The following is a 21,369-nucleotide window of genomic DNA, read 5'->3' as shown; positions in this document are numbered from 1 at the left end:
CCTCGGTGAGACGCCCCTTTCGCCCGTCGGGGGTCAGTCGTTGGCGTGCAGCGCGGCGTTCAGCTCGACCCCGCTGCCCCGGCGGTGGACAACCTCCACCGCACCGGTCGTCGAGTTGCGGCGGAACAGCAGCCCGGACTGCCCGGACAGGTCACGCGCCTTGACCAGCCGCCCGTCGGGAAGCGTGAGCTTCGTGCCTGTCGTCACGTAGAGGCCGGCCTCCACCACGCAGTCGTCGCCGAGCGAGATACCGATGCCGGAGTTCGCGCCGAGCAGGCACCGCTCGCCGATGGCGATGACCTCGGTGCCGCCGCCCGACAGCGTCCCCATGATCGAGGCGCCACCACCGACGTCGGACCCGTCGCCGATCAGCACGCCGGCCGAGATCCGTCCCTCCACCATCGAGGCACCCCGGGTGCCGGCGTTGAAGTTGATGAAGCCCTCGTGCATCACGGTGGTGCCGGGGGCGAGGTGCGCGCCCAGCCGCACCCGGTCGGCGTCAGCGATCCGCACCCCGCCGGGCAGCACGTAGTCGACCATGCGCGGGAACTTGTCCACCCCGTACACGGTCACCGGGCCGCGTGCCCGCAGTCGCAGCCGGGTCGCCTCGAAGCCGTCCACCCGGCACGGCCCGTGGTTGGTCCACACGACATTGGCCAGCAGCCCGAACACGCCGTCCAGGTTGCAGCCGTGGGGGAGCAGCTGACGCCCGGAGATCAGGTGCAACCGCAGGTAGGCGTCGTGCGCGTCGGCCGGCGCGTCGGAGAGTCGCCCGATGCCGGTGCGCACCGCGACCACCTCGACACCGCGGGCCTCGTCCTTGCCGATCACTTCGACCGCGGCCGGGCCGAGCGTGGCCGCGGCCTCGTCCACGGAGAGCCGTACGGTGCCCGCCTGCTCGGGCATGCCGAGCTTGGGCGTCGGGAACCAGGTATCCAGCACCGTGCCGTCGTCGGCGACGGTGGCCAGGCCGACGCCGTGCGCGCCGATCGTGGTGGCGTCCGGGTACTCCTCAGGGTGCTGCACTGCCTCGCTCACGAGGCCCCACGGTAATCGCCGTGCCGCCGGCCTGTGCCGGCCGGGGCGTGCAACTGCTCACGTGCGGGTCCCGGTCGCCGTCACGGCTGGCCAGCAGCTCGGTACGGTGCAGTGGTGACCCTGGCCCTGGACCTTGCCGCCAATCCCGTCGAGCTGACCGCCGCGCTGGTGGACGTACCCAGCGTCTCGGGCAACGAGGCCGCCCTGGCCGCCGCGGTGGAGCACGCGTTGCGCTCCCAGGCGCGCCACCTCGAGGTGGTGCGCAGCGGCAACGCGGTGCTCGCGCGCACCCGCTTCGGCCGCCCCACCCGGGTCGTGCTGGCCGGCCACCTGGACACCGTCCCGATCAACAACAACCTCCCAGTGCGTCGCACCGGAGCCGGGGCGGACCTGGTGCTACACGGCTGCGGCACCGTCGACATGAAGGCCGGCGACGCGGTGATGCTGCACCTGGCCGCCACCGCCACCGAGCCGCGGCACGATCTCACCTTCGTCTTCTACGACTGCGAGGAGGTCGAGGCCGCGCGCAACGGGCTGACCCGGATCGAGCGGGAGCTGTCGGACTGGCTGACGGGCGACCTGGCCGTGGTGTGCGAGCCGTCGAACGCCGTGGTGGAGGCGGGCTGCCAGGGCACGATGCGGGTCACGGTGCGCACCAACGGAAAGCGGGCGCACACCGCCCGTGGCTGGCTGGGCGTCAACGCGATCCATGCCGCGGGCGAGGTGTTGCGGCGGCTGGCCGAGTACGAGCCGCGGCAGGTCGAGATCGACGGCTGCCAGTACCACGAGGGTTTGCAGGCCGTCTGCGTGGAGGGCGGTGTGGCAGGCAACGTGGTGCCGGACGAGTGCGTGGTGACGGTGAACCACCGATTCGCGCCCGACCGCTCGCCCGAACAGGCCGAGGCGCACCTGCGCGAGGTGTTCGCCGGCTACGAGGTCAGCGTGGTCGACTTGGCCGCGGGTGCGCTGCCCGGCCTGTCCCACCAGGTCGCGCGGGACTTTGTGCGCGCGGCGGGGGGCCAGCCGGTGGCCAAGCTGGGATGGACTGACGTGGCCCGGTTCGCCGCGCTCGGCTTGCCGGCGGTGAACTTCGGTCCCGGCGACCCCTCGCTTGCCCACACCCGGGAGGAGCACGTGCCCGCGGCGGACATCCGGCGCTGTGCGGAGGTCCTCACCCAGTTCGTGCACTGACGAGGACTCCTCGGTGCAAGCCCGACACTCGGGCATGGCGATCCTGCGCTCACTCTGGTCAGCGACCGAAACCGCGTGATCACCCGGCAACCCGGTTCGCTGCGGCGGTTTGGTTCGGAGTGACCACCTGCGGCACGGGCCCGCCGCGGATCACCGCGGCGGGCCCGTGCACAGCTGATGCGACGAGCGCTCAGTCGTGGGTAACGGCCCGGCCGGTCTTGAGCTGCGCGGCCACCTGCGTCACGCGCTTGCCGGTGTAGCGCGCCGACTCCTTGGTCTCCTCAGTCAACGGGTTCTGACCCTGCGCGTCGTGGTGCGACGGTCCGTACGGGGTGCCGGTGGCGAACTGGATCGGGTCGGTGTAGCCGGGGGTGACCAGAATGCCGCCGAAGTGGTGCACGGTGTTGTACAGCGCGAGCAGCGTGGACTCGCGACCGCCGTGCGGGGTCGAGGTGGAGACGAACCCCGAGTAGACCTTGTCGGCCAGCTGGCCCTGGCTCCACTGCCCGCCGAGGGTGTCCAGGAACTGCTTGAGCTGGCTGGCCACGTTGCCGAAGCGGGTGGGGGTGCCGAGGACGACCGCGTCCGCCCACACCAGGTCCGCGGGGCTGGCCACCGCGATGTCCCGGCTGGCGTCGTGGTGTGCCTGCCAGGCCGGGTTGCCGGCGATCGCCTCCGGCGGGGCGAGCTCGGCCACCCGGCGCAACCGGACCTCGGCTCCGGCCTTCTCCGCGCCCTCGGCGACCGCCTCGGCCAGCGTGTGGGTGTTGCCCGTGGAGCTGTAGTAGACGACGGCGACCTTCACCGGCTCGGTCATCGCGACCTCCGTATTGGTTGAAGTTTAAACCTTCTGCCGAAGATACTGCCGCTCGCAACTACCGGTCGGCAACGTCCTGCGGCGTGGTGCCGCTCACCTCGACCGGGGCTCCGGCCCGGACGGACCGGGCATCGGCGGACGAGCCGGGCCAGGCTCCACCTTGCTCGCGGTAGCCACGGCACCGGCCGACAGGTGCCGTGGCTACCGCGGCGCCACCGGGCAACAACTGTTGAGCCCCAACTCGTGTTCCCCGACGCAGAGGTGGGGCGCCGGCGGAAATCCCCTGCCTTTGGCCGTGGGAAGAACGCCAATAGGGTGGCCGTATGGCCACCGACGACGCTGCCGAGCCGGCCGAGCCGCTCCCGTTCGACGAGACGGTCTCCGAGGAACACCCGCGGGAGAAGCAACGCGGGCCGGTCGTGTTGCGGCGGGCCCGCCGGCAGGAGCCCACTACCACCGACCAGCGGCTGCTGGACACCCGCGGCCCCTCCGAGTGGGTGCACACCGACCCGTGGCGGGTGCTGCGGATCCAGGCGGAGTTCGTGGAGGGCTTCGGCGCGCTCGCCGAGCTACCCCGCGCCACCACCGTGTTCGGCTCCGCGCGCACCCCGCGCGACCACCCCGAGTACGAGCTCGGCCGGCAGCTGGGTGCCGCGCTGGCGCACGCCGGGTTCGCCGTGATCACCGGGGGCGGGCCGGGCGCCATGGAGGCGGTCAACCGCGGCTGCTCGGAGGCCGGCGGGCTGTCGGTCGGGCTCGGGATCGAGCTGCCCTTCGAACAGGGCCTCAACCCCTGGGTCGACCTGGGCGTGAACTTCCGCTACTTCTTCACCCGCAAGACCATGTTCGTCAAGTACGCCCAGTCGTTCATCTGCCTGCCCGGCGGCTTCGGCACGCTGGACGAGCTGTTCGAGGCGTTGACCCTGGTGCAGACCAAGAAGGTCACCAAGTTCCCGGTGATCATGTTCGGCACCAGGTACTGGGACGGGCTGTACGGCTGGATCCGCGACAACGTGCTCGGCGGCGGCAAGATCAGCGACCGGGACATGGCGTTGCTCCACCTCACCGACGACGTCGACGAGGCGGTCGCACTCGTCGAGGACGCCTACCGGGCGTGGGAGGAGACGCACTGATGACCACCGTCTGCGTCTACTGCGCCTCCGGCAGGAACGTGCCCGAGCGCTACCTGCAGCTGGCCCGCGAGGTCGGGAAGGCCATCGCCGCCCGCGGGTGGGACCTGGTGTGGGGCGGCGGTCGTGTCTCGATGATGGGCGAGGTGGCACGCGAGGCACGTGCCGGTGGTGCGCGCACGGTTGGCGTCATCCCGCAGGCGATGATGACGCGTGAGCTGGCCGACCAGGATGCCGACGAGCTGCTGGTCGTGGACAACATGCGTGACCGCAAGGCATTGATGGACGCACACGCCACGGCTTTCCTTGCGTTGCCGGGTGGTTTGGGCACGCTCGAGGAGCTGTTCGAGGTGTGGACCTCGCGCTTCCTGGCGATGCACTCGCGCCCGGTGGTCGTGCTCGACCCCGACGGGCACTATGACGGGCTGCTGGCGTGGATTGACGAGCTGTGCGAGCGGGGATTCGCCTACAGGTCATCCCTCGAAGCGCTCACGGTGGTCGGCGATATCGACTCGGCACTGGATGCCTGCGCGGCCAGCGATGCGAGCTGATCGCGAAACCGGCGCCGTCACCGCGGGGCGTGTTCCGGGAGCATGTTGATCGGGCGGCCTGTTGAAGGGCGTCCGGCTCCCGGGGTCAAGTCGCCGTAACACGGGACAGCCCCGCTGCCACACAGAAGAACCCCGGTCAGTGCCGGGGTTCTCCCGTGCAGGGGTTCATTCAGGCGGTTCCGGGACGAACCTCCTTACTTGGCAGGGGCAAACGGCACCCGCAACCAGGACGGGTCATGTGCCGGGGAGTCGAACGTGACCGTGCTGCCCCGTTGGCTGTGGTCGCGGTACCGCGGGTCCACGGTGTCGACGACCAACACCAGCCGGTGACCCGCCGGGAGCCGCCAGGAGTTGGCCTCCATGGCGATGTCGACGGTCTGTAAAACACCCGGCCGCACATCCCGGAGCGTGACCGGCTTGTGCGAGACCAGTGAGCCAGCACCGAGCGAGTTGACGTCGTAGAGGTAGGCGAACAGGGAAACGTCGGGGGCGCTGGGTGTCACGGTCACGTGCAGCCTGGGCTGTCCGTTCACCTGCACCGCCCGCGGGTTGTCCGGACCCCACCACACGGCGGCGGCCGACCGGTTCACCGCCGGCATCCACACGCCGGTCGGGATGTTGAGCCAGCCCTGCAGGATGCCGGTGATCATGATGGTGCCGCTGCCGGCCACCGTGTCCCAGCCCGCGTTGATGCGGTGCGACCACCCCGTGGACGGGCCGCCGGCGAGCGAACCCGTGGTCTGTGGCGAGGTCCAGCTCCTCGTCGGCCTGGTGAGGTAGTAGGTGCTCTCGTTCCGCTGCCAGTCGGCGAATCCCTCGTAGCCGCCGCCGTTCGAGGGCTTGAGCAGCACCGGTTGCTCACCGTCGACGCCGTTGCGCTCACCCCGCACGTGGCGGTCCAGCCATCGGGTCGTTGTCGTCCAGACCTCGTTGGAGAAGCCGGCCGCGCCGAACAGTTCGGCGGTGGCGTGGTCGCCTGGGCCGAGCATGATCTTCTTGGGCACGGTCAGCTTGCGGTAGAAGTCGATCTCCTGGTTGGCCGGGAACATTCCGTCCTGCCAGGTGTTGGCGATCATGATCGCCGTGCCGTTGCGGTTGATCTGGTCGAGCTTGCTCGACACGGAGCGGACCGGGGACAGCGGGAGCAGCTTCTCGTAGGCACCCGCGTGGTAGTCGCGCTCGGCCTGCCGCAACTCCGCGCCGGGTCGGCCGGTGAGCTTGCCAAGCCCGAGCAGCAGCTCGATCGCTTGCCGGTTCGCGGTCCGGTTCGGGTACAACGCTTCGGCGAGGTCCGCCCAGCCACTCATCGCGGCCACCGCGCGCACCCGCTGGTCGGCCGCGGCGGTGAGCAGGCTGATGCCGCCGCCGTAGGAGATACCGGCCATGCCGACCCGGGTCGGGTCGCCTCCGGCGTTGGCCACCGCCCAGTCGATGACCTTGCGGGCGTCGGCCACGTCCTTGGGGCCGGCCACCTCGATCTCGCCCCCGGAGTCCCAGAATCCGCGAGTGGTGTAGCTGACCACCACGTAGCCGGAGCCGTAGGCGAGCTTCCATGCCGAGCCCACGTACTCGATGTTGGGTGTGCCCCAGCTCGCCGGCATGACCAGCAGCGGGTGCGGGCCGGGCCCGCGTCCGGTCGGCCTGATGACGAACGCCTTCAGGGGGATGCCGCCATCGCCGGAGATCGTCTCGTAGCTCGTCGTGAAACCGGGGGCGGCCAGGATGGCGGGGGGCGCAACGAGCGCGAGCAGCGTGGTCAGGGCTGCCAGCAGGAGCAGGGGAATCCTGCGCATCCTTGACCTCCTTAATGTGAAGTTTCTTCGTGGTTACTCGTCGGTAATAGTGGGTGGTCGACATCACGTGAGAGGCATCACTGTGAGCAACATCACCGTGCGCAGCTCGCAACCAGATCGATCCCGTGGCCAGCGCTAATGCGGATGGCGGAACTTCTCTCCGCTGGATGCTCGTCACCAAACAGGTGAAATGTTGAGTAACAGGTACTGCCGCGGATGCGGGCCGTCCCGCCGGGCGAGGCCGCCCGCCGGGCCGCCGGAGGTCGTGGTCGGCGGCCACCGCCTGGCACGATCGGATGCTGTGAGCACGCTGCGGTTCGGCAGGCGCGAGGTCCGGCAGGACCGCGCGCTCGTCATGGCGATCGTCAACCGCACCCGCGACTCCTTCTACGACGGGGGCGCGACCTTCTCCGACGACGCGGCCCTGGCCGCCGTGGACCGGGTAATCGCCGAGGGGGCCGACATCGTCGACATCGGGGGCGTGCGGGCGGGCTCGCACGGCGAGACCGTCGACGGCGCCGAGGAGATCCGGCGGGTGGTGCCTTTCGTGGCCGCGGTCCGCGACCGGCACCCCGACGTGGTGATCAGCGTGGACACCTGGCGGCACGAGGTCGGCCGGCTGGCCTGCCAGGCCGGCGCGGACCTGATCAACGACACCTGGGCGGGCGCCGATCCCCGGCTGGCCGAGGTCGCCGCCGAGTTCGGCGCGGGCATCGTCTGCTCGCACACCGGCGGGCTCGCGCCCCGCACCGACCCGCACCGGGTGCGTTACGTCGACGTGGTGGCCGACGTGGTCGCCGAGGTCACCCGACGCGCGGAGGGCATGGTCCGGCAGGGGGTGCCCCGGGACGGGATCCTGGTCGACCCCACCCACGACTTCGGCAAGAACACCTGGCACAGCCTGGAGCTGCTGCGCCGGCTGAACGAGCTGGTCGGCACCGGATGGCCGGTGCTGATGGCGTTGTCGAACAAGGACTTCGTCGGCGAGACGCTGGACGTCGAGCTGTCCGAGCGGGTGGACGGCACCCTCGCCGCCACCGCCGTGGCCGCGTGGGCCGGGGCACGCGTGTTCCGCGCGCACGAGGTGAGACGGACGCGTCAGGTGCTCGAGATGGTCGCCAGTATCGCCGGCAGCCGGCCGCCCGCCCGAGTGTTGCGGGCGCTGGCCTGATGCGCCCCGACGTCGAGAACCGCTCGGTGACGGGCGAAGCGAGCATCGCGAGTGACAAGGTGCGCAGCGAAGCCCGGAGCCGAGCCATCCAGCACTGGTTCGCCGACCGTACGGTCCAGGATCCACAGTGGACAGTACGAGACCTGTTGGCGGTCAAGGGGAACCGCACGGTCAGCGTGGTGCTACCGGCACTGGACGAGGAAGCGACGGTCGGTGGGGTGGTCTCGGCCGTCCTGCCGCTGACCCGGCCCGGGCGAGGTGGCGGGCCGCTCGTGGACGAGCTCGTCGTGGTCGACTCGGGTTCCACCGACCGGACGGTGGAGGTGGCGCGGGCGGCCGGCGCCCGGGTGGCGCGGCGCGAGGACGTGCTGCCCGAGCTGCCCTGCGTGCCGGGCAAGGGTGAGGTGTTGTGGCGCTCGCTCGCCCTGACCAGTGGTGACATCGTGGTTTTCCTCGACTCGGATCTGGTCGAGGTCGACACCGGGTTCGTTCCCGCGTTGCTGGGTCCGCTCCTCACCGGCAGGGGCGTGCACCTGGTGAAGGGGTTCTACCGGCGCCCGCTGCGGATGGAGCGGAGCGAGACCGACAGTGGCGGGGGGCGGGTCACGGAGCTGCTCGCCCGGCCGCTGATCGCCGCGTTGCGCCCGGAGCTTTCCGGTGTGGTGCAGCCGCTCGGCGGTGAGTATGCGGGGACCCGCGAACTGCTGGAGTCGGTGCCGTTCGCTGCCGGGTACGGGGTGGAGATCGGGTTGTTGCTGGACACCCACGACGCCCATGGACTGGATGCGATCGCCCAGGTGAACCTTGGAGTTCGTAAGCACCGCAACCGGTCCCTGCGTGCGCTCGGGGTGATGGCGCGGCAGATTCTGGGTACCGCGCTCAGCCGCTGCGGCATGTCGGACAGTGGAGGCGACTTCACGCAGTTCCTTCAGGTGGCCGGGGAGTGGTTGCCGGACACGACCGAGGTCGCGGTCGCCGACCGGCCACCGATGCGCGAGGTCCTCGCCCGCCGCTGAGCGGAACCGATCACAGGAACCCGCTGATCGCGTCCACGATCTCGGCCAGCGCGCCGCCGGCGGCCAGGCCGGTGAGCAAGCCCCGCAGGCGTTTCCAGCCGCTGCGGACCCGCCCCATATCCGGCTCGTCACGGTCGAGTTCGGCCGCCAGCGACTCCGCGTGCGCCTCGGCCCGCACGTGCGTCGGGTCCTCCGGACGCGCCGCCAGCTCCAGCCTCAGCCGCGCGACGAGCTTCCGCAGCTCGGCCAGGCCGTCCGCACCGTCTCCCACCCGGACCTCGCCAACCCGCACCCGGTTGTTCCGCCCACCGAAGACCGCACCGACCACGGTGCTTCCCTCGATGTGCGTCCCGTGCTCCCGCTTGCCGGTCACATCAACCCTTTCCACCAGCCCGGCTCGGCGCTCCCACGCCGGCAGCAGCCTGGCCCGGGTTCGCCCCACCGACGGTCACCTGGTTCTCCTTGCCCCCGATGACCAGGCCACTCACCTTGCTGCCGTTGATGATCGTGTTGTTGATGACCGCGTTCGCGTTGCCCTCGAACTCCTCGGTGGAGTAGCCGTGGTCGCGAAGGCAGTTGATGATCGCCGAGAACGCCTTGCGCTCCATCAACTTCACGTACCGGATCGCATCCATGTCCTGGAAGTAGGTCTCGCCCCGGTACGCGGCGACCAGCTCCCGAATGCTGTTCCGCGCCCCGTAGGTCGACGGCACGATCCGACCCCCGAAACCCACACTGCGGAGGGCGATCGCCGCGCTACGGATCATGAGCCGGATCCGCCGGAACAGGCTCGCCGGCAGTGCGAGGAAGTCCACCAGCGCCTGCCCCAACGCGCTGGGCAGCCGCGCCTCCCACCAGTCCTCCCGGCCGTAGTAGGGATGGACCGGGTTGAGCTGGAAGGCGTTCCACTCCACGTAGAGCGTCCGCTCGTCACACCCGATGTGCAGGTACGACGACGACACCAGCTCCTTGTGCCAGCTCTCCACCCGGTAGCACCGGTAATGCCGGATCCACTCCGGGCTCCGGTCGGTGATCTCCCGCATCACGTCGCCCGGCAGCGACGTCGTCGGGGACGACTCCGGATCGGGCAGGATGTTCCGGGCCAACGGCTCATGACGGTACCGCATCAGGGAGTGCGCCGAGACCACCGCGTGCGGCGTACCGGACAGGCCACGCAACCGGAAACCCGGCGCGAGCTGATCCGACGACCGCATGGACTCCATCTCGGAGGCCACCGCCTCGTACAGCGTCGTCGGTGACAGGGGGCGCGGTTCCTCGTCCTCCTCGGTGCGGAGCCGCACCGCGATCGACCACGAGCGGGCCAGGTCTCCCGACCCGACGAAGGCGCGCCACCCGTCGTGGACCACGAGGTTGCCCCGCTCCGCGGTTGCGGCCACCTGCTCGATGCGCCTGGAATAGGGGCGCCACCCCCAGTCGCGCAGCAGCCGGTCCCACCACGACGCCGCCCGCTGGTCGGAACGGTAGACGCCGTACCGGAAGTGCCGCAGCAGGAGGTGTCGCACCCCCAAGCGGTCCAGCACCAGCACCGCCAGTGCGGCGAGCAGGATCAGGAAAACACCGGGCCCGGGCGTGATGTCGCCCATGGGGATCACCTGGCTGCGCAGTTCCCTGGGGCTGTAGAACAGTGGGGCGAACATCCGCAGCAGGAGCAGGTACAGGTCTGTGCCCAGCAGCGCCCAGAGCCCGAACAGTGCGAACAAGATCGCGCCGGTCACGGGGAACGGTCGCTCCCCCGGTTCGCGCTGCGCCCGCGTCTGTTGCCCCTGGGCCCGGCGGGAGAACAGCGCCACCAGCGCCCAGACCAGCCCGAGGAAGAGCCACGTCATGGCCGTCACGACGTTGACGACCAACAGCAGCACGAACAGGACGACCAGCACCGCGTCCCGCACCAGCCGGCGGCGGGAGGCCACCAGCGCCTGCCGCAGCACCGCGGCCGCGTCCACACCCGGCGACGGGGGAACCGCCCGCCGCGGCTCCGCCACGAACTCCGAGACGGCGCGGTCGGCGAACTCCTCGTCGATGTGCGCGGCGACGGACAGGTGCCTGGTCGCCTCGTCGTCGAGCTGGGGCGCCTCGATCCTGGTCGTGCTGAACGGGGTACTGCCGGACACCGATGACGAGAGTGACTCCGCGGTCATGATCTTCGGACCCCCAGCCGTGATCGAGTTCGGTCCCGGTAATCGGGCAGTCTCGACCCTCCACCGACGAAAGAGGTCGGAAACGATCGGAGATCCACTCCAACGGCGCAATGTCCCGGTCGTCTTCCACCGCCCTGTTCCGGCCCGCCGCGGCCGAACGGCGGAACCGGCAGGGATCTCCCGCCTCCCTATCCGTAGACTCACTACGCGTGAAGGCGGACGCGCTGCGGGGGCACCTGGACGCCCTGCTGTTGGCCACGCTCGATGGTCGGGAGCTGCACGGGTACGCGATCATCGAGGCACTTCAGCTGCGCAGTGGTGGGGCGCTCGACCTGCCCACCGGCACCGTCTACCCCGCCCTGCGGCGGCTGGAGCGTGCCGGCTACGTGCGTAGCGAGTGGACCACCGTCTCCGGGCGGCAGCGCCGCACCTACCAGCTCACGTCCGCCGGCCGGAAGGCGTTGAGCGCCGAACGTGCGGCGTGGCGCGAGTTCACCACGGCCATCGAAGGCGTGCTGGGGAGCGGACCATGGCCGGCCAAGGCGTGATCGACCGCTACCTGCTCACCCTCGACGCGCGACTGCGCGGGCCGGCCACCGTGCGCCGCGACCTGCTGGCCGAGGCCCGGGACGGGCTGCACGACGCCGCCGAGAGCTACCGGGCGGCGGGCCTTCCCGCCGGCGAGGCCGAACGCCGCGCGGTCACCGACTTCGGCCCCATCGGCCGCATTGCCCGTGACTACCAGGCAGAACTGGCCGTCGCCCACGGCGTGCGCTTCATTCGTTCCCTGCTGTTGGTCATCCCGATCATGCACGTGGTCTGGGAGCTCACCCGGGTCTTCTGGATCGGCGGCTGGGCGAGCGGCCCGGAGTGGGCCCGAACCGTCGCCCAGGCCGCCGACCTGACCTCCTGGGTGATCGCGGTGACCGCGGCGGTGATCCTGCTCGCCTGGCGGGTGCTCGCCCGGCGCATCGGTGACACCCGCCTGGTGGGCCGGCTCGCCAGCGCGTGGGCCGTGGGCGCGGTCGGCGTCTACGTGTTCACCCTCGCCACCCACCTGGCGATCCTGGTCGCCGTGACCCGGCTGGGCACCGGCGGCTTCCCACCGCCGGTACTGGTGGCCACGGTGTTCAGCCTGGTGGTGACGGCGCGCCTGGTGAGCCAGGCCCGTCGCTGCTTCGTGCTCGTGGCCTGAGCGACCTCGTTCGCCCGGCCGAACCCTGCCGACCGTCGCGGGCGCGGCCGGTTCCGGCGGAAAGACCAGACGACCTGGCAGGAGTGCGACGGCACCCAGCGTGACGTGTCACGATGCGGAGGTGACCACCGCGCTCATCTACCTCGTCGTCATGGTCGCCGTGGCGGCGGTGGTGTTCCTGCTCGCATCGGCCGTGTTCGGCCGGGGCGAGGAGCTGGCGCCGCTGCCACCCGGGGCCTCGCCGACCCGGCTGCCGCCGACCGACCTCACCGGGTCCGACGTCCGGACGGTGCGCTTCCAGCAGGCGCTGCGCGGCTACCGGATGTCCGAGGTGGACTGGGTGCTGGACAGAGTGGCCGACGAGCTGGACCAGCTGCGCGAGCGGATCAGCGAGCTGGAGGGCGAGCTGGCCGAGACGCGGGCGGGACGAGAGGGATGATCACCACCCGCCACACGGTCGCCGTGCCCGCGTCGGTGGAGACGGTGTGGGCCGCCGTCACCGACTGGCCCCGGCAGGGCGAGTGGGTCGTGGGCACCACCGTGTTCGTCACGGCCGGCGACGGTGCCGGTGTGGGGTCGGAGCTGGCCGCGTTCACCGGTGTCGGATCCGTGGGATTCCTCGACACGATGGAGATCGTCGGGTGGGAACCACCGCACCGGTGCGAGGTGCGGCATACCGGAAGGCTCGTGCGGGGCACCGGTGTCTTCACCGTCCAGCCCACCGCCGATGGGGCCGAACTGGTGTGGGAGGAACGATTGGAGCCGCCGTTGGGCCGGGTGGGAGAGTTGGTGTGGCCGCTGGTCCGGCCGCTGTTCGACCGGAGGCTACGCCGGTCGCTGGCCCACTTCGCCGAGTTCTGCCGGAGGCACCGGAGATGAGCGACACCCCGGTCGGGCCGGACGGTAGGGCGCGCTGCAGCTGGAGCGCCAGTGCCCCGGACTACGTCGAGTACCACGACACCGAGTGGGGTGTTCCGTTGCGTGGCGTGGTCGGAATGTTCGAGCGACTGTGCCTGGAGTCCTTCCAGTCGGGTCTGTCGTGGTTGCTGATCCTGCGCCGCCGGGAGGGTTTCCGGCGGGCGTTCGCCAGTTTCGACCCGCAGTGGGTCGCGGCCTTCGGCCCGGCCGATGTCGAGCGCCTGCTCGGCGACGCCGGCATCATCCGCAACCGCAGGAAGATCGAGGCTGCCATCGCCAACGCACGGGCCGTGCAGTCCCTCGACGTTCCACTCGACGAGCTGCTGTGGTCGTTCGCACCGGACCCGGACTCACAGCCGGTGCCCAAGTCCCTCGCGGACGTGCCGGCGACCACGCCGGAATCATGGGCGATGGCAAGGGAACTGAAGCGTCGCGGGTTCGCCTTCGTCGGCCCGACCACCTGCTACGCGCTCATGCAGGCCACCGGCATGGTCAACGACCACCTGGCCGGCTGCTGGCGGCGCTGACCCGAACGAGGCTGAACCCGGCAACCGCGCCGGGGCCCGCATTCGGCACCCCGCCAGCAACCGATTCCCGGTCCGCTGGCGGGGTGCCCACTCGTCACGACCGTGTGCGCCCTCCGGCCGAACCGGGGACGCCGGCCACGATCAGCGCCCGGTGAATCGCGGTTCCCGCTTCTCGACGAACGCCTGCACCGCCTCCCGGTGGTCCGCGGTCGCCCCGGCCTCGGCCTGGGTGCGGGCCTCCACCTCGAGCGCTTCGGACAACGCTGCCGCGGCCGAACGCCGCATCGCCTCCTTGATCTTGGCGTAGGCCGTGGTGGGCCCGGTCGCCATCCGGCCGGCCAGCTCCTGCGCCACCTTCAGCGCCTCGCCGTCGGGCACGACCTGGTTGACCATGCCGATCCGTAACGCCTCCTCGGCACGTACCGGCTGGCCCAGCAACATCATCTCCATTGCGCGGCCGTAACCGATCAACCGTGGCAAGGTCCACGACGCGCCCGAGTCGGCGGTCAGGCCCACGTTCGCGAAGGCCATCAGAAACTTCGCCGACTCCGTGGCCACACGAAGGTCGCACGCGTAGGCCAGGGACGCCCCGGCACCGGCAGCCGTCCCGTTGACCGCCGCGATCACCGGCTTGGGCAACTCCATCAGCGTGGTGATCAGTGGGTTGTAGTGCTCCTCCACGGTTCGCAGCGGTGCCGGGTCGCCCGCCTGCAGCAGCTTGATGTGCTCCCGCAGGTCCTGCCCGGCGCAGAACGCCTTTCCCGCCCCGGTGATCACCAGTGCACGGACCGACCCGTCACCGGCCGCGGCCCGTATCGCCGCGATCAGTTCCTCCTTGAGCGCCGACGTCATCGAGTTGTATGCGTCCGGTCGGTTGAGGACGAGGGTGCGCACACCGTCGGCATCGTTGACCAGCAGCACTTCGGACACAGTGGACCTCCGAATCCCCAAAACCCTCACTGCTTGCTCTGGTTGGTCAAGCAGGACTCCACGAACCGGTTCGCGGCGCCGGACAGCCGCTCGGTGTTGTGGTCGAAAAACTTCGCGGCCCGACGCCCCGCCCACTGTTCGGGCAGCAGCTGCGGCGGCAGACCCGGGTCACGGAACAGGAAGTTGCGCCAGGCGTGCAGCATCTGCTGCGACGCCGCGAACGCGGCGGGCGGTGACGCGGCGTCCACACCGGACACTCGCGGTTCCCACTCCCGCACGAAACTCGCGTAGTCCCGCCCCAGCCCGGCCAGGTCCCAGGCGCGGGCCGCCAGCTCGGTGTCGTCGCCATCGTGCTCGCCGTGGAACGTCCGGGCCGCCACCTTCTCGGCGGCCAGCAGGTCGGCCAGCTCCGGCGAGGGCCGGGGCGCCACCCAGGTCGCCGGTCCCAGCTCCCCGTAACCGAGCAGGTGCAGCGAGGAGGTGAGCCGGTCCCGCGCCGGACGCGGGGGCAGCTCCTCCAACACCACCACGTGCCAGCGACCGTCCCAGGTGGACGGACGGGTGCGGTAGATGCGCGCCGCCGCCTCGTCCAGGCGCACCTCGGCACGCGCGGTGAGGGCGTAGCCGGGACCGCCGGGCAGCCGCACCGGGCGCAACCAGCCCTGCCGAACGGTGCGGGAAACCGCCGTGCGCACCGCGGGCGCGGCGAACCCCAGCGGTTCGAGCAGCTTCACCAGGGCGGCGATGGTGGCGGCGCCACCCCGCTGCCGCAGGTAGCCGCCGTAGACGTCGAACAACGCTGATCGAGCCCGCACGACGGCCGAGTGTGGCAGGCCCGCGCTCGCTCGACCAGTGCCGGGGCAGCGGTGTGACCTGCGTGAACCTGGCCGACACGGGACACGAAATGATCGTTCAGTTTCCTCGGTGCGTACGAATGGGGGAGAATAGGTCCGCACCCGGTGCGCTCCGGCGGTGTGCCGGGCGGGGAAGAGTTGACGGAGGGAGCACGCTATGGCGGCCATGAAGCCCCGGACCGGCGACGGTCCCCTCGAGGTCACCAAGGAGGGACGCGGCATCGTGATGCGCGTCCCGCTCGAGGGTGGTGGGCGCCTCGTCGTCGAGATGTCGGCGGAGGAGGCCAGCGAGCTGGGCGACGCCCTGAAGGCCGCCGCGGGCTGACACCGTCGGCACCGCCGACCGGCCGAAGTACCATCCCGGCCCCGGCTTCTGGCGCGCGCGACGCCGGTCGTGCCGTGTCCGGTGGCGCCGGGGCCGGACCACGTCGTCGAGGGGGAGTTCGCGTGCCATCCGCCAGACGGGCACTGCCCACGGTGCCCACGCCGCTGGTCGACGTCCGGGTCGCGACCGCGGCGCGACATGGCGTGCCGTTGGCCGTCATTGCCGGCAACGGTGCGGACACCATCGGGCTGGGCCCGGGTGCGGACGTGCTCGGTGTCGAGCCCGGCTTGCTGGAGCGCCTCGGCGTGACCGGCAGGGCCGGACAGGTACACCCGGTGCCGGGCCCGGGCTGGGTGCTCGGTGTCGGTTCGGGCGGTTCCCGGGACTGGCGGGCGGCCGGTGCGGCGCTGCTGCGCGCCGTGAACGGCCGGGCCGCGAACGGCAACGGCTCCGGCGAGCAACCGCCGCGGTCGGTACAGGTGCTGCTGCCCGAGGACGTCGACGCCGAGGCCGCTGCCGCGTTCACACTCGGCGCGATCGTGGGCAGCCATGCGTTCAAGGTCACCGCGGAGCGCACGCCGCGGCTGCGGGAGCTGCGGCTGGTCGTGCCCACCGAGCACGAAGACCTCACCGAGGCGGTGCGGGCGGCCCGCACCCTGGCCGCGGCCACCGGCCTGGCGCGGGACCTCGCCAACGCCCCGTCCAACGTCAAGGACCCCGACTGGCTCGCCGGCACGGGTGCCCGGCTCGCCGCGGACACCACCGGCCTGTCCGCGGTCGTGCGGGACGAGAAGTGGTTGGCCGAGCACGCCTTCGGCGGGATGCTCGCCGTCGGCGGCGGATCGGTGCGCCCGCCACGGCTGTTGGAGCTGTCCTACCGCCCGCGCGGTGCGGCCGGGGCACCGCACCTGGTGTTCGTCGGCAAGGGCATCACCTTCGACACCGGCGGCATCTCGATCAAGCCCGCCGAGGGCATGCATTTGATGCGCACCGACATGTCCGGTGGCGCCGCGGTCATCGCCGCCCTTCTCGCGATCGCCGAGCTGCGGCTGCCGGTGCGGGTGACCGGGCTCGTGCCGTGCGCCGAGAACCACGTCTCCGGCTCGTCCTACCGGCCCGGTGACGTGGTGCGGCACTTCGGCGGCAGCACGACCGAGGTGACCAACACCGACGCCGAGGGCCGCATGGTCATGGCGGACGCGCTGGCCTACGCGGTGCGGCGGCACAAGCCCGACCTGCTGCTCGACGTCGCCACGTTGACCGGGGCGATGAAGGTCTCCCTGGGCCTGCGCACCGGTGGGTTCTTCGCCACCGATGACGAGCTGGCCGGCCGGATCGCGGCGGCCGGGGATCGTGTCGGTGAGGCGTGGTGGCGGATGCCGCTGCTGGCCGACCACGCCGACGACGTCCGCAGCGACATCGCCGACCTCAGGCAGTGCCCGCCCGGTCCCGGTGGCATCACCGCCGCCCTCTTCCTCCGTGAGTTCACCGCCGATCTGCCGTGGGCGCACCTGGACATCGCCGGCCCGGCCCGCGCCGACCGCCCCTACGACGAGGTCAACCCCGGCGGCACCGGGTTCGCCGCCCGCACCCTCGTGGAGCTCGCCCGCTCCTACCGCTGAGTCCGGGAACTGGCCGGGGTAGCACCGCGGAGCAGGACCGGGACGTCGCCGTCGCGCAGCTAGCGGACTCGGCGCATTCCGTGGCGGTGTCGGTGCGGGCGCGCACCACATGTTGCCGCTCCTCCGGGTCCGATGTGGCCGGACGCGGGCGCCTTCCTGACAGGAGCCGGTTCGTCCCCGGCGCGGCCGTGGCGGGAAGGCGACGCGGGCCAGTCAGCAGAGGACGGAGCGGTAGACCGCCACGGTCTGCTCCGCGACCGAAGCCCAGGAGAACTCCTCCTCGGCGCGCCGGCGGCCCGCCGCGCCCATGACGGCGGCCAGCTCCGGGTCGTATAGCAGCTCGTTCACCGCCTCCGCCAGCGCTTCCTCGTACTCCTCGGGGTTCTCCGCGTCGTAGTGCGCCAGCAGGCCGGTGCGACCGTCGTCGACAACCTCTGGGATGCCGCCCACGTCCGAGGCGACCACGGCGGTCCCGCACGCCATCGCCTCCAGGTTCACGATGCCCAGCGGCTCATACACCGAGGGACAGACGAACACCGTGGCGTGGGAGAGCACCTGGCACACCTCATCGGGCTCCAGCATGCGCTGGATCCAGAACACGCCGTCCCGCCGCCCGGCGAGCTCGGCGACCGCGTTCTCCGTCTCCGCGGCGATGTCCGGGGTGTCGGGCGCTCCCGCGCACAACACGAGCTGTGCCTCCGGTGCGAAGTGATGCGCTGCCGCCAACAGGTGGCCGACACCCTTCTGTCGGGTGATGCGTCCAATGAACGCCACGATGGGTTGCGACGGGTCCACCCCGAACCGGACCAGCGCCTCGGTCTCCGTCACCGGCTGGTACGCCTTGGTGTCGATCCCGTTGCGCACCACGTGAACCCGGCGCGGGTCCAGCTCGGGATAGCAGTCGAGGAGGTCGGCGCGCATGCCGTCGCTCACCGCGATCATCGCGTCGGCCGACTGGTAGGCGGTCCGCTCCACCCACGAGGACACCTGGTAGCCGCCGCCCAGCTGCTCGGCCTTCCACGGCCGGCGCGGCTCCAGCGAGTGCGCGGTCACCACGTGTGGGACGTCGTGCAGCAGCTTGCCCAGGTGGCCGGCCAGGTTCGCGTACCAGGTGTGCGAGTGGACCAGATCGACGTCCGCGACCGCCGACGCCATCGACAGATCCACCGAAAGTGTGGTGAGCGCGGTGTTCGCCGCGGTCAGATCCGGTGCCGGCGCGTGGGGGCGGGCATCCGGCCGTGGACCGCCGAAGCAGTGCACGTCGACGTCGACCAACGCGCGTAGTCCACGAACGAGCTCACCCACGTGCACTCCCGCGCCGCCGTAGACCTCGGGCGGGTACTCGCGGGTCAGCAGACCGATGCGCACGTGGGGGAGGCTAGCGGTGGTCGTGGGCCGTGGCGCCGCACCTCGTGTGCTGCGCCCGGGTGAACGTTGCCCGGCCCGTTCCTTCCAGCCGGAGGTGTCCCCGGGTGGTCGGTGGCCGGGCCTGCGGACCCCGGCTAGGGTCGGCGGTCGTGAAGAGCCAGCCCCACGTCCTCGGGATTGTGCTCGCGGGAGGCGAAGGCAAACGGCTCTGGCCCCTGACCGCCGACCGGGCCAAGCCGGCCGTGCCGTTCGGGGGGAACTACCGCCTGATCGATTTCGTGCTCTCCAATCTGGTCAATGCCGGCTACCACCGACTCTGCGTTCTCACGCAGTACAAGTCACACTCGCTCGACCGGCACATCTCGACCACCTGGCGGCTCTCCAGCGTGCTCGGGCAGTACATCACCCCGGTGCCGGCCCAACAGCGGCTCGGGCCGCGCTGGTACACCGGCAGCGCCGACGCGATTTTCCAGTCGCTCAACCTGGTCTACGACGAATGCCCCGACCACATCGTGGTCTTCGGCGCCGACCACGTGTACCGGATGGACCCGGCGCAGATGGTCGAGCAGCACGTGGAACGCGGCGCCGGGGTGACGGTCGCCGGGATCCGCGTCCCCCGCTCGCAGGCGAGCGCTTTCGGCTGCATCGATGTCGACGCTTCGGGCTGGATCACCCGCTTCGTGGAGAAGCCGCCGGACCCGCCGCACGTGCCGGACGACCCGGAGGTCACTTTTGCGTCGATGGGCAACTACGTGTTCAGCACGGAGGTCTTGCTGGAGGCGTTGCGCACGGACGCCGCCAACCCCGACTCGGACCACGACATGGGCGGCGACATCATTCCGATGTTGATGGAGTGCGGTGAGGCCGCGGTCTACGACTTCGCCGACAACGTGGTGCCCGGCGCGACGGAGCGCGACCGTGGTTACTGGCGGGATGTCGGCACCTTGGACGCGTACTACGACGCGCATATGGATCTGGTGTCGGTGCACCCGGTCTTCAACCTCTACAACCGGCAGTGGCCGATTCGTACCGCGTCACCGCCGCTGCCGCCGGCGAAGTTCGTCGAGGGCGGCAGTGCCCAGGAGTCCGTCGTCGGGCCGGGGGCGATCGTCTCGGGTGGGACGGTGCGGCATTCGGTGATCGGCTCGGACGTGGTGGTGGAGGCGGGCGCGCAGGTCGAGGGCGCGGTGTTGTTGCCGGGTGTGCGGGTGGGAAAGGGTGCGGTGGTACGCCGGGCGATCCTGGACAAGAACGCGGTGGTGTGCGAGGGAGCCCAAGTCGGAGTCGACCCGGAATATGACCGTGAACAGTGGACGGTCAGCGGCGGCGGGGTCGCGGTCCTTGGCAAGGGCGCCCGCGTGGAGTGACCCGGAGCGAACCCCAGCGGAGCCCCGATGCACCGTGAGCGAGTGCTCGTATGGCCGGGCACCTCCACGAAATCGATCGCCTGCACCGACGGTGGCGGACAGCATGCCCGCCGTGCGGATCCGGGAATTCGTCGCGGCCGACTGGCCTCGGGTCTGGTCGATCGTACGGGAGATCGTGCAGGCGGCGGAGACGTTCCCGTACGACCCGGCCATGACTGCCGAGCAGGCGCACGACATCTGGATCGAGAGGCCGCCGGGACTGACTGTGGTTGCGGTCGAGGGTGGACGTGTCCTCGGCACCGCCAAGATGGAAACGAACCGTCCCGGCCCCGGATCGCATGTGTCGACGGCGAGCTTCATGGTCGCCGCCAATGCTCGGGGGCGGGGTGTGGGTACGGCGTTGTGTCGCTTTGCGCTGGAGTGGGCGCAGGAACGCGGATATGCAGGATGCAGTTCAACGCCGTGGCCGAGTCGAACCACTCGGCCGTCGCGCTCTACGAGCGTTTCGGCTCCAGCGTGATCGGAACAGTTCCCAGCGCCTTCGCACATCCAACCCTGGGCCGCGTAGACCTACACGTGATGTACCGCGCCTCCTGAATAGAGCGAACGCAGTGTCCGATCCGGCGATTATCGACAAGGCGAGAAGTCGTCAGCCCAGCTTGGCGGCGGCGAGGAGTCCATTACCGACGGGCAGCAGTGCCGGTACGAGGTTCTCCTCCTCCCGCATCGCGCGGCTGATCTCCCGTACCGCCACCGTCTCGGCGTCCCGGTGCGTGGGATCGGCGACCCGCCCGTGCCACAACGCGTCATCGAACACGATCACGCCACCGTCGCGCAGCAGCCGCACCCCGGCCTGGAGGTAACGGGGATACTCCGTCACCCCGTAGGCCACGAACACCATGTCGTACCCGCCGTCGGTCAGCCGCGGCAGCACGTCCAGCGGCTGCCCCATGATCAGCCGGGCCCGGCTGGGCGCCACCCCGGCCTCGGTGAACGCCCGCTTGGCCACCCGCTGGTGCTCCGGCTCGACGTCGATCGAGGTCAACACCCCGTCCGGGGCCATCCCGCGGAGCAGCCACAGCCCGCTCACCCCGCAGCCGGTGCCCACCTCGACCACCGCCCTGGCCCGCAGCGCCGCGGCCAGGAACCGCAACGCCGCGCCACCGCCCGGCCCGATCGGGGTACACCCCAGCTCGACGCCACGCGCACGCGCGGCCTGGAGCACCTCGTCCTCACCGAGGTAGGACTCCACGTAGTCCCACACCGCGGGAGCGGTGGTGGTCGGCGTTCCGGGCGTCACGAAAGTGAGGTTAGCGGGGGTCAGGGCCGAAACCGGGGACAACGCCCGGGGAAACCCCGACGACAGCCGGCCGCGTAGTTCTCAGGCTGTTCTCAGG

At 70.9% G+C, this 21,369-nt stretch carries 23 protein-coding genes and 1 pseudogene; 15 read left to right on the top strand and 9 right to left on the bottom strand.

All coding sequences use genetic code 11. The features are described 5' to 3' along the window. Positions 1 to 33 precede the first annotated feature (33 nt). Positions 34 to 1,038, bottom strand: coding sequence for a 2,3,4,5-tetrahydropyridine-2,6-dicarboxylate N-succinyltransferase (dapD, locus tag IEY55_RS06050; protein WP_229686091.1), 1,005 nt, complete (start codon positions 1,036 to 1,038; stop codon positions 34 to 36). Between the two features lie 114 nt (positions 1,039 to 1,152). Between dapD and dapE the strand changes: the two genes are divergently transcribed. Next, complete coding sequence (gene dapE, locus IEY55_RS06045) at positions 1,153 to 2,229, top strand: succinyl-diaminopimelate desuccinylase (protein WP_189054782.1); 1,077 nt, start codon at positions 1,153 to 1,155, stop codon at positions 2,227 to 2,229. 190 nt (positions 2,230 to 2,419) lie between these two features. On the opposite strand, the gene wrbA is transcribed toward dapE, so the two are convergent. After that, positions 2,420 to 3,046 carry an NAD(P)H:quinone oxidoreductase gene (wrbA, locus tag IEY55_RS06040; RefSeq protein ID WP_189054780.1) on the bottom strand — a complete coding sequence of 209 codons (627 nt, stop codon included), beginning with the start codon at positions 3,044 to 3,046 and terminating at the stop codon, positions 2,420 to 2,422. Positions 3,047 to 3,369: 323 nt separating this feature from the next. Between wrbA and IEY55_RS06035 the strand changes: the two genes are divergently transcribed. Beyond that, the gene (locus IEY55_RS06035; RefSeq protein WP_189054778.1) at positions 3,370 to 4,179 is read left to right on the top strand and encodes an LOG family protein; all 810 of its coding nucleotides are present in this window, start codon (positions 3,370 to 3,372) and stop codon (positions 4,177 to 4,179) included. Further along, positions 4,179 to 4,727, top strand: a complete 549-nt coding sequence (locus IEY55_RS06030) for an LOG family protein (RefSeq protein ID WP_189054776.1) — start codon at positions 4,179 to 4,181, stop codon at positions 4,725 to 4,727. The genes IEY55_RS06035 and IEY55_RS06030 overlap by 1 nt, the downstream gene beginning before the upstream one ends. Before the next feature lie 194 nt (positions 4,728 to 4,921). Here IEY55_RS06030 and IEY55_RS06025 read toward each other — a convergent pair whose 3' ends face one another. Beyond that, a complete protein-coding gene (locus IEY55_RS06025; protein WP_189054774.1) occupies positions 4,922 to 6,520 on the bottom strand; it encodes a CocE/NonD family hydrolase in 1,599 nt (532 codons plus the stop codon). A 301-nt stretch (positions 6,521 to 6,821) separates the two neighbouring features. Between IEY55_RS06025 and folP the strand changes: the two genes are divergently transcribed. Next, positions 6,822 to 7,691 (top strand): dihydropteroate synthase, encoded by an 870-nt coding sequence (gene folP / locus IEY55_RS06020; RefSeq protein ID WP_189054772.1) that lies wholly within the window; start codon positions 6,822 to 6,824, stop codon positions 7,689 to 7,691. Beyond that, positions 7,691 to 8,707: a glucosyl-3-phosphoglycerate synthase gene (locus tag IEY55_RS06015; RefSeq protein WP_189054770.1), complete on the top strand. Its 1,017-nt coding sequence runs from the start codon at positions 7,691 to 7,693 to the stop codon at positions 8,705 to 8,707. The genes folP and IEY55_RS06015 overlap by 1 nt, the downstream gene beginning before the upstream one ends. Before the next feature lie 10 nt (positions 8,708 to 8,717). Here IEY55_RS06015 and IEY55_RS06010 read toward each other — a convergent pair whose 3' ends face one another. Further along, on the bottom strand, positions 8,718 to 9,080 hold the full coding sequence (locus tag IEY55_RS06010) for a hypothetical protein (protein WP_189054768.1): 363 nt from the start codon (positions 9,078 to 9,080) through the stop codon (positions 8,718 to 8,720). A 1-nt stretch (position 9,081) separates the two neighbouring features. Next, on the bottom strand, positions 9,082 to 10,839 hold the full coding sequence (locus IEY55_RS06005; RefSeq protein WP_189054766.1) for an AbeC-like domain-containing protein: 1,758 nt from the start codon (positions 10,837 to 10,839) through the stop codon (positions 9,082 to 9,084). A gap of 236 nt (positions 10,840 to 11,075) precedes the next feature. Here IEY55_RS06005 and IEY55_RS06000 point away from each other — a divergent pair, with 236 nt between their 5' ends. The 5 genes from IEY55_RS06000 to IEY55_RS05980 all read left to right on the top strand — a co-directional run bounded on the left by IEY55_RS06000 (position 11,076) and on the right by IEY55_RS05980 (position 13,506). After that, a complete protein-coding gene (locus tag IEY55_RS06000; RefSeq protein ID WP_189054764.1) occupies positions 11,076 to 11,414 on the top strand; it encodes a PadR family transcriptional regulator in 339 nt (112 codons plus the stop codon). Further along, complete coding sequence (locus IEY55_RS05995; protein WP_189054762.1) at positions 11,396 to 12,061, top strand: permease prefix domain 1-containing protein; 666 nt, start codon at positions 11,396 to 11,398, stop codon at positions 12,059 to 12,061. The genes IEY55_RS06000 and IEY55_RS05995 overlap by 19 nt, the downstream gene beginning before the upstream one ends. Positions 12,062 to 12,182: 121 nt before the next feature. Next, complete coding sequence (locus IEY55_RS05990; protein WP_189054760.1) at positions 12,183 to 12,500, top strand: DivIVA domain-containing protein; 318 nt, start codon at positions 12,183 to 12,185, stop codon at positions 12,498 to 12,500. After that, positions 12,497 to 12,940 (top strand): SRPBCC family protein, encoded by a 444-nt coding sequence (locus IEY55_RS05985; RefSeq protein ID WP_189054759.1) that lies wholly within the window; start codon positions 12,497 to 12,499, stop codon positions 12,938 to 12,940. Before IEY55_RS05990 ends, IEY55_RS05985 begins: the two co-directional genes overlap by 4 nt. Beyond that, positions 12,937 to 13,506 (top strand): DNA-3-methyladenine glycosylase I, encoded by a 570-nt coding sequence (locus tag IEY55_RS05980; protein ID WP_189054757.1) that lies wholly within the window; start codon positions 12,937 to 12,939, stop codon positions 13,504 to 13,506. The genes IEY55_RS05985 and IEY55_RS05980 overlap by 4 nt, the downstream gene beginning before the upstream one ends. Positions 13,507 to 13,647: 141 nt before the next feature. On the opposite strand, the gene IEY55_RS05975 is transcribed toward IEY55_RS05980, so the two are convergent. Beyond that, entirely contained in the window at positions 13,648 to 14,436 is a 789-nt protein-coding gene (locus tag IEY55_RS05975) for an enoyl-CoA hydratase-related protein (RefSeq protein ID WP_189054755.1), read from the bottom strand. A 26-nt stretch (positions 14,437 to 14,462) separates the two neighbouring features. Then, positions 14,463 to 15,251, bottom strand: coding sequence for a PaaX family transcriptional regulator (locus IEY55_RS05970; RefSeq protein ID WP_189054753.1), 789 nt, complete (start codon positions 15,249 to 15,251; stop codon positions 14,463 to 14,465). 196 nt (positions 15,252 to 15,447) lie between these two features. On the opposite strand from IEY55_RS05970, the gene IEY55_RS05965 reads away from it, so the two are divergent. Together IEY55_RS05965 and IEY55_RS05960 are read left to right on the top strand one after the other, a co-directional pair. Then, positions 15,448 to 15,615 carry a DUF3117 domain-containing protein gene (locus tag IEY55_RS05965; RefSeq protein ID WP_189054751.1) on the top strand — a complete coding sequence of 56 codons (168 nt, stop codon included), beginning with the start codon at positions 15,448 to 15,450 and terminating at the stop codon, positions 15,613 to 15,615. Positions 15,616 to 15,737: 122 nt separating this feature from the next. Beyond that, positions 15,738 to 17,237 carry a leucyl aminopeptidase family protein gene (locus IEY55_RS05960; protein WP_189054749.1) on the top strand — a complete coding sequence of 500 codons (1,500 nt, stop codon included), beginning with the start codon at positions 15,738 to 15,740 and terminating at the stop codon, positions 17,235 to 17,237. 213 nt (positions 17,238 to 17,450) lie between these two features. On the opposite strand, the gene glgA is transcribed toward IEY55_RS05960, so the two are convergent. Beyond that, positions 17,451 to 18,605: a glycogen synthase gene (gene glgA / locus IEY55_RS05955; RefSeq protein ID WP_189054747.1), complete on the bottom strand. Its 1,155-nt coding sequence runs from the start codon at positions 18,603 to 18,605 to the stop codon at positions 17,451 to 17,453. Positions 18,606 to 18,754: 149 nt separating this feature from the next. On the opposite strand from glgA, the gene glgC reads away from it, so the two are divergent. The 3 genes and pseudogenes from glgC (at position 18,755) to IEY55_RS31900 (ending at position 20,569) form a co-directional block, all read left to right on the top strand. Next, positions 18,755 to 19,972, top strand: coding sequence for a glucose-1-phosphate adenylyltransferase (gene glgC / locus IEY55_RS05950; protein WP_189054745.1), 1,218 nt, complete (start codon positions 18,755 to 18,757; stop codon positions 19,970 to 19,972). After that, a pseudogene (locus IEY55_RS32740) lies at positions 19,902 to 20,354 on the top strand (GNAT family N-acetyltransferase); the annotation flags it as partial. The gene glgC and the pseudogene IEY55_RS32740, both read left to right, overlap by 71 nt. A gap of 65 nt (positions 20,355 to 20,419) precedes the next feature. Next, positions 20,420 to 20,569: a GNAT family N-acetyltransferase gene (locus IEY55_RS31900; protein WP_229686105.1), complete on the top strand. Its 150-nt coding sequence runs from the start codon at positions 20,420 to 20,422 to the stop codon at positions 20,567 to 20,569. 52 nt (positions 20,570 to 20,621) lie between these two features. Here IEY55_RS31900 and IEY55_RS05940 read toward each other — a convergent pair whose 3' ends face one another. Next, a complete protein-coding gene (locus IEY55_RS05940) occupies positions 20,622 to 21,272 on the bottom strand; it encodes an O-methyltransferase (RefSeq protein WP_229686090.1) in 651 nt (216 codons plus the stop codon). Between the last annotated feature and the right edge of the window lie 97 nt (positions 21,273 to 21,369).

The sequence above is a fragment of the Longimycelium tulufanense genome (assembly GCF_014645795.1).
GTDB classification, from domain to species: Bacteria; Actinomycetota; Actinomycetes; order Mycobacteriales; family Pseudonocardiaceae; genus Longimycelium; species Longimycelium tulufanense.
The sequence above is the reverse complement of the archived record's forward strand: the minus strand, read 5'-3'. Positions and strand labels throughout refer to the sequence as shown.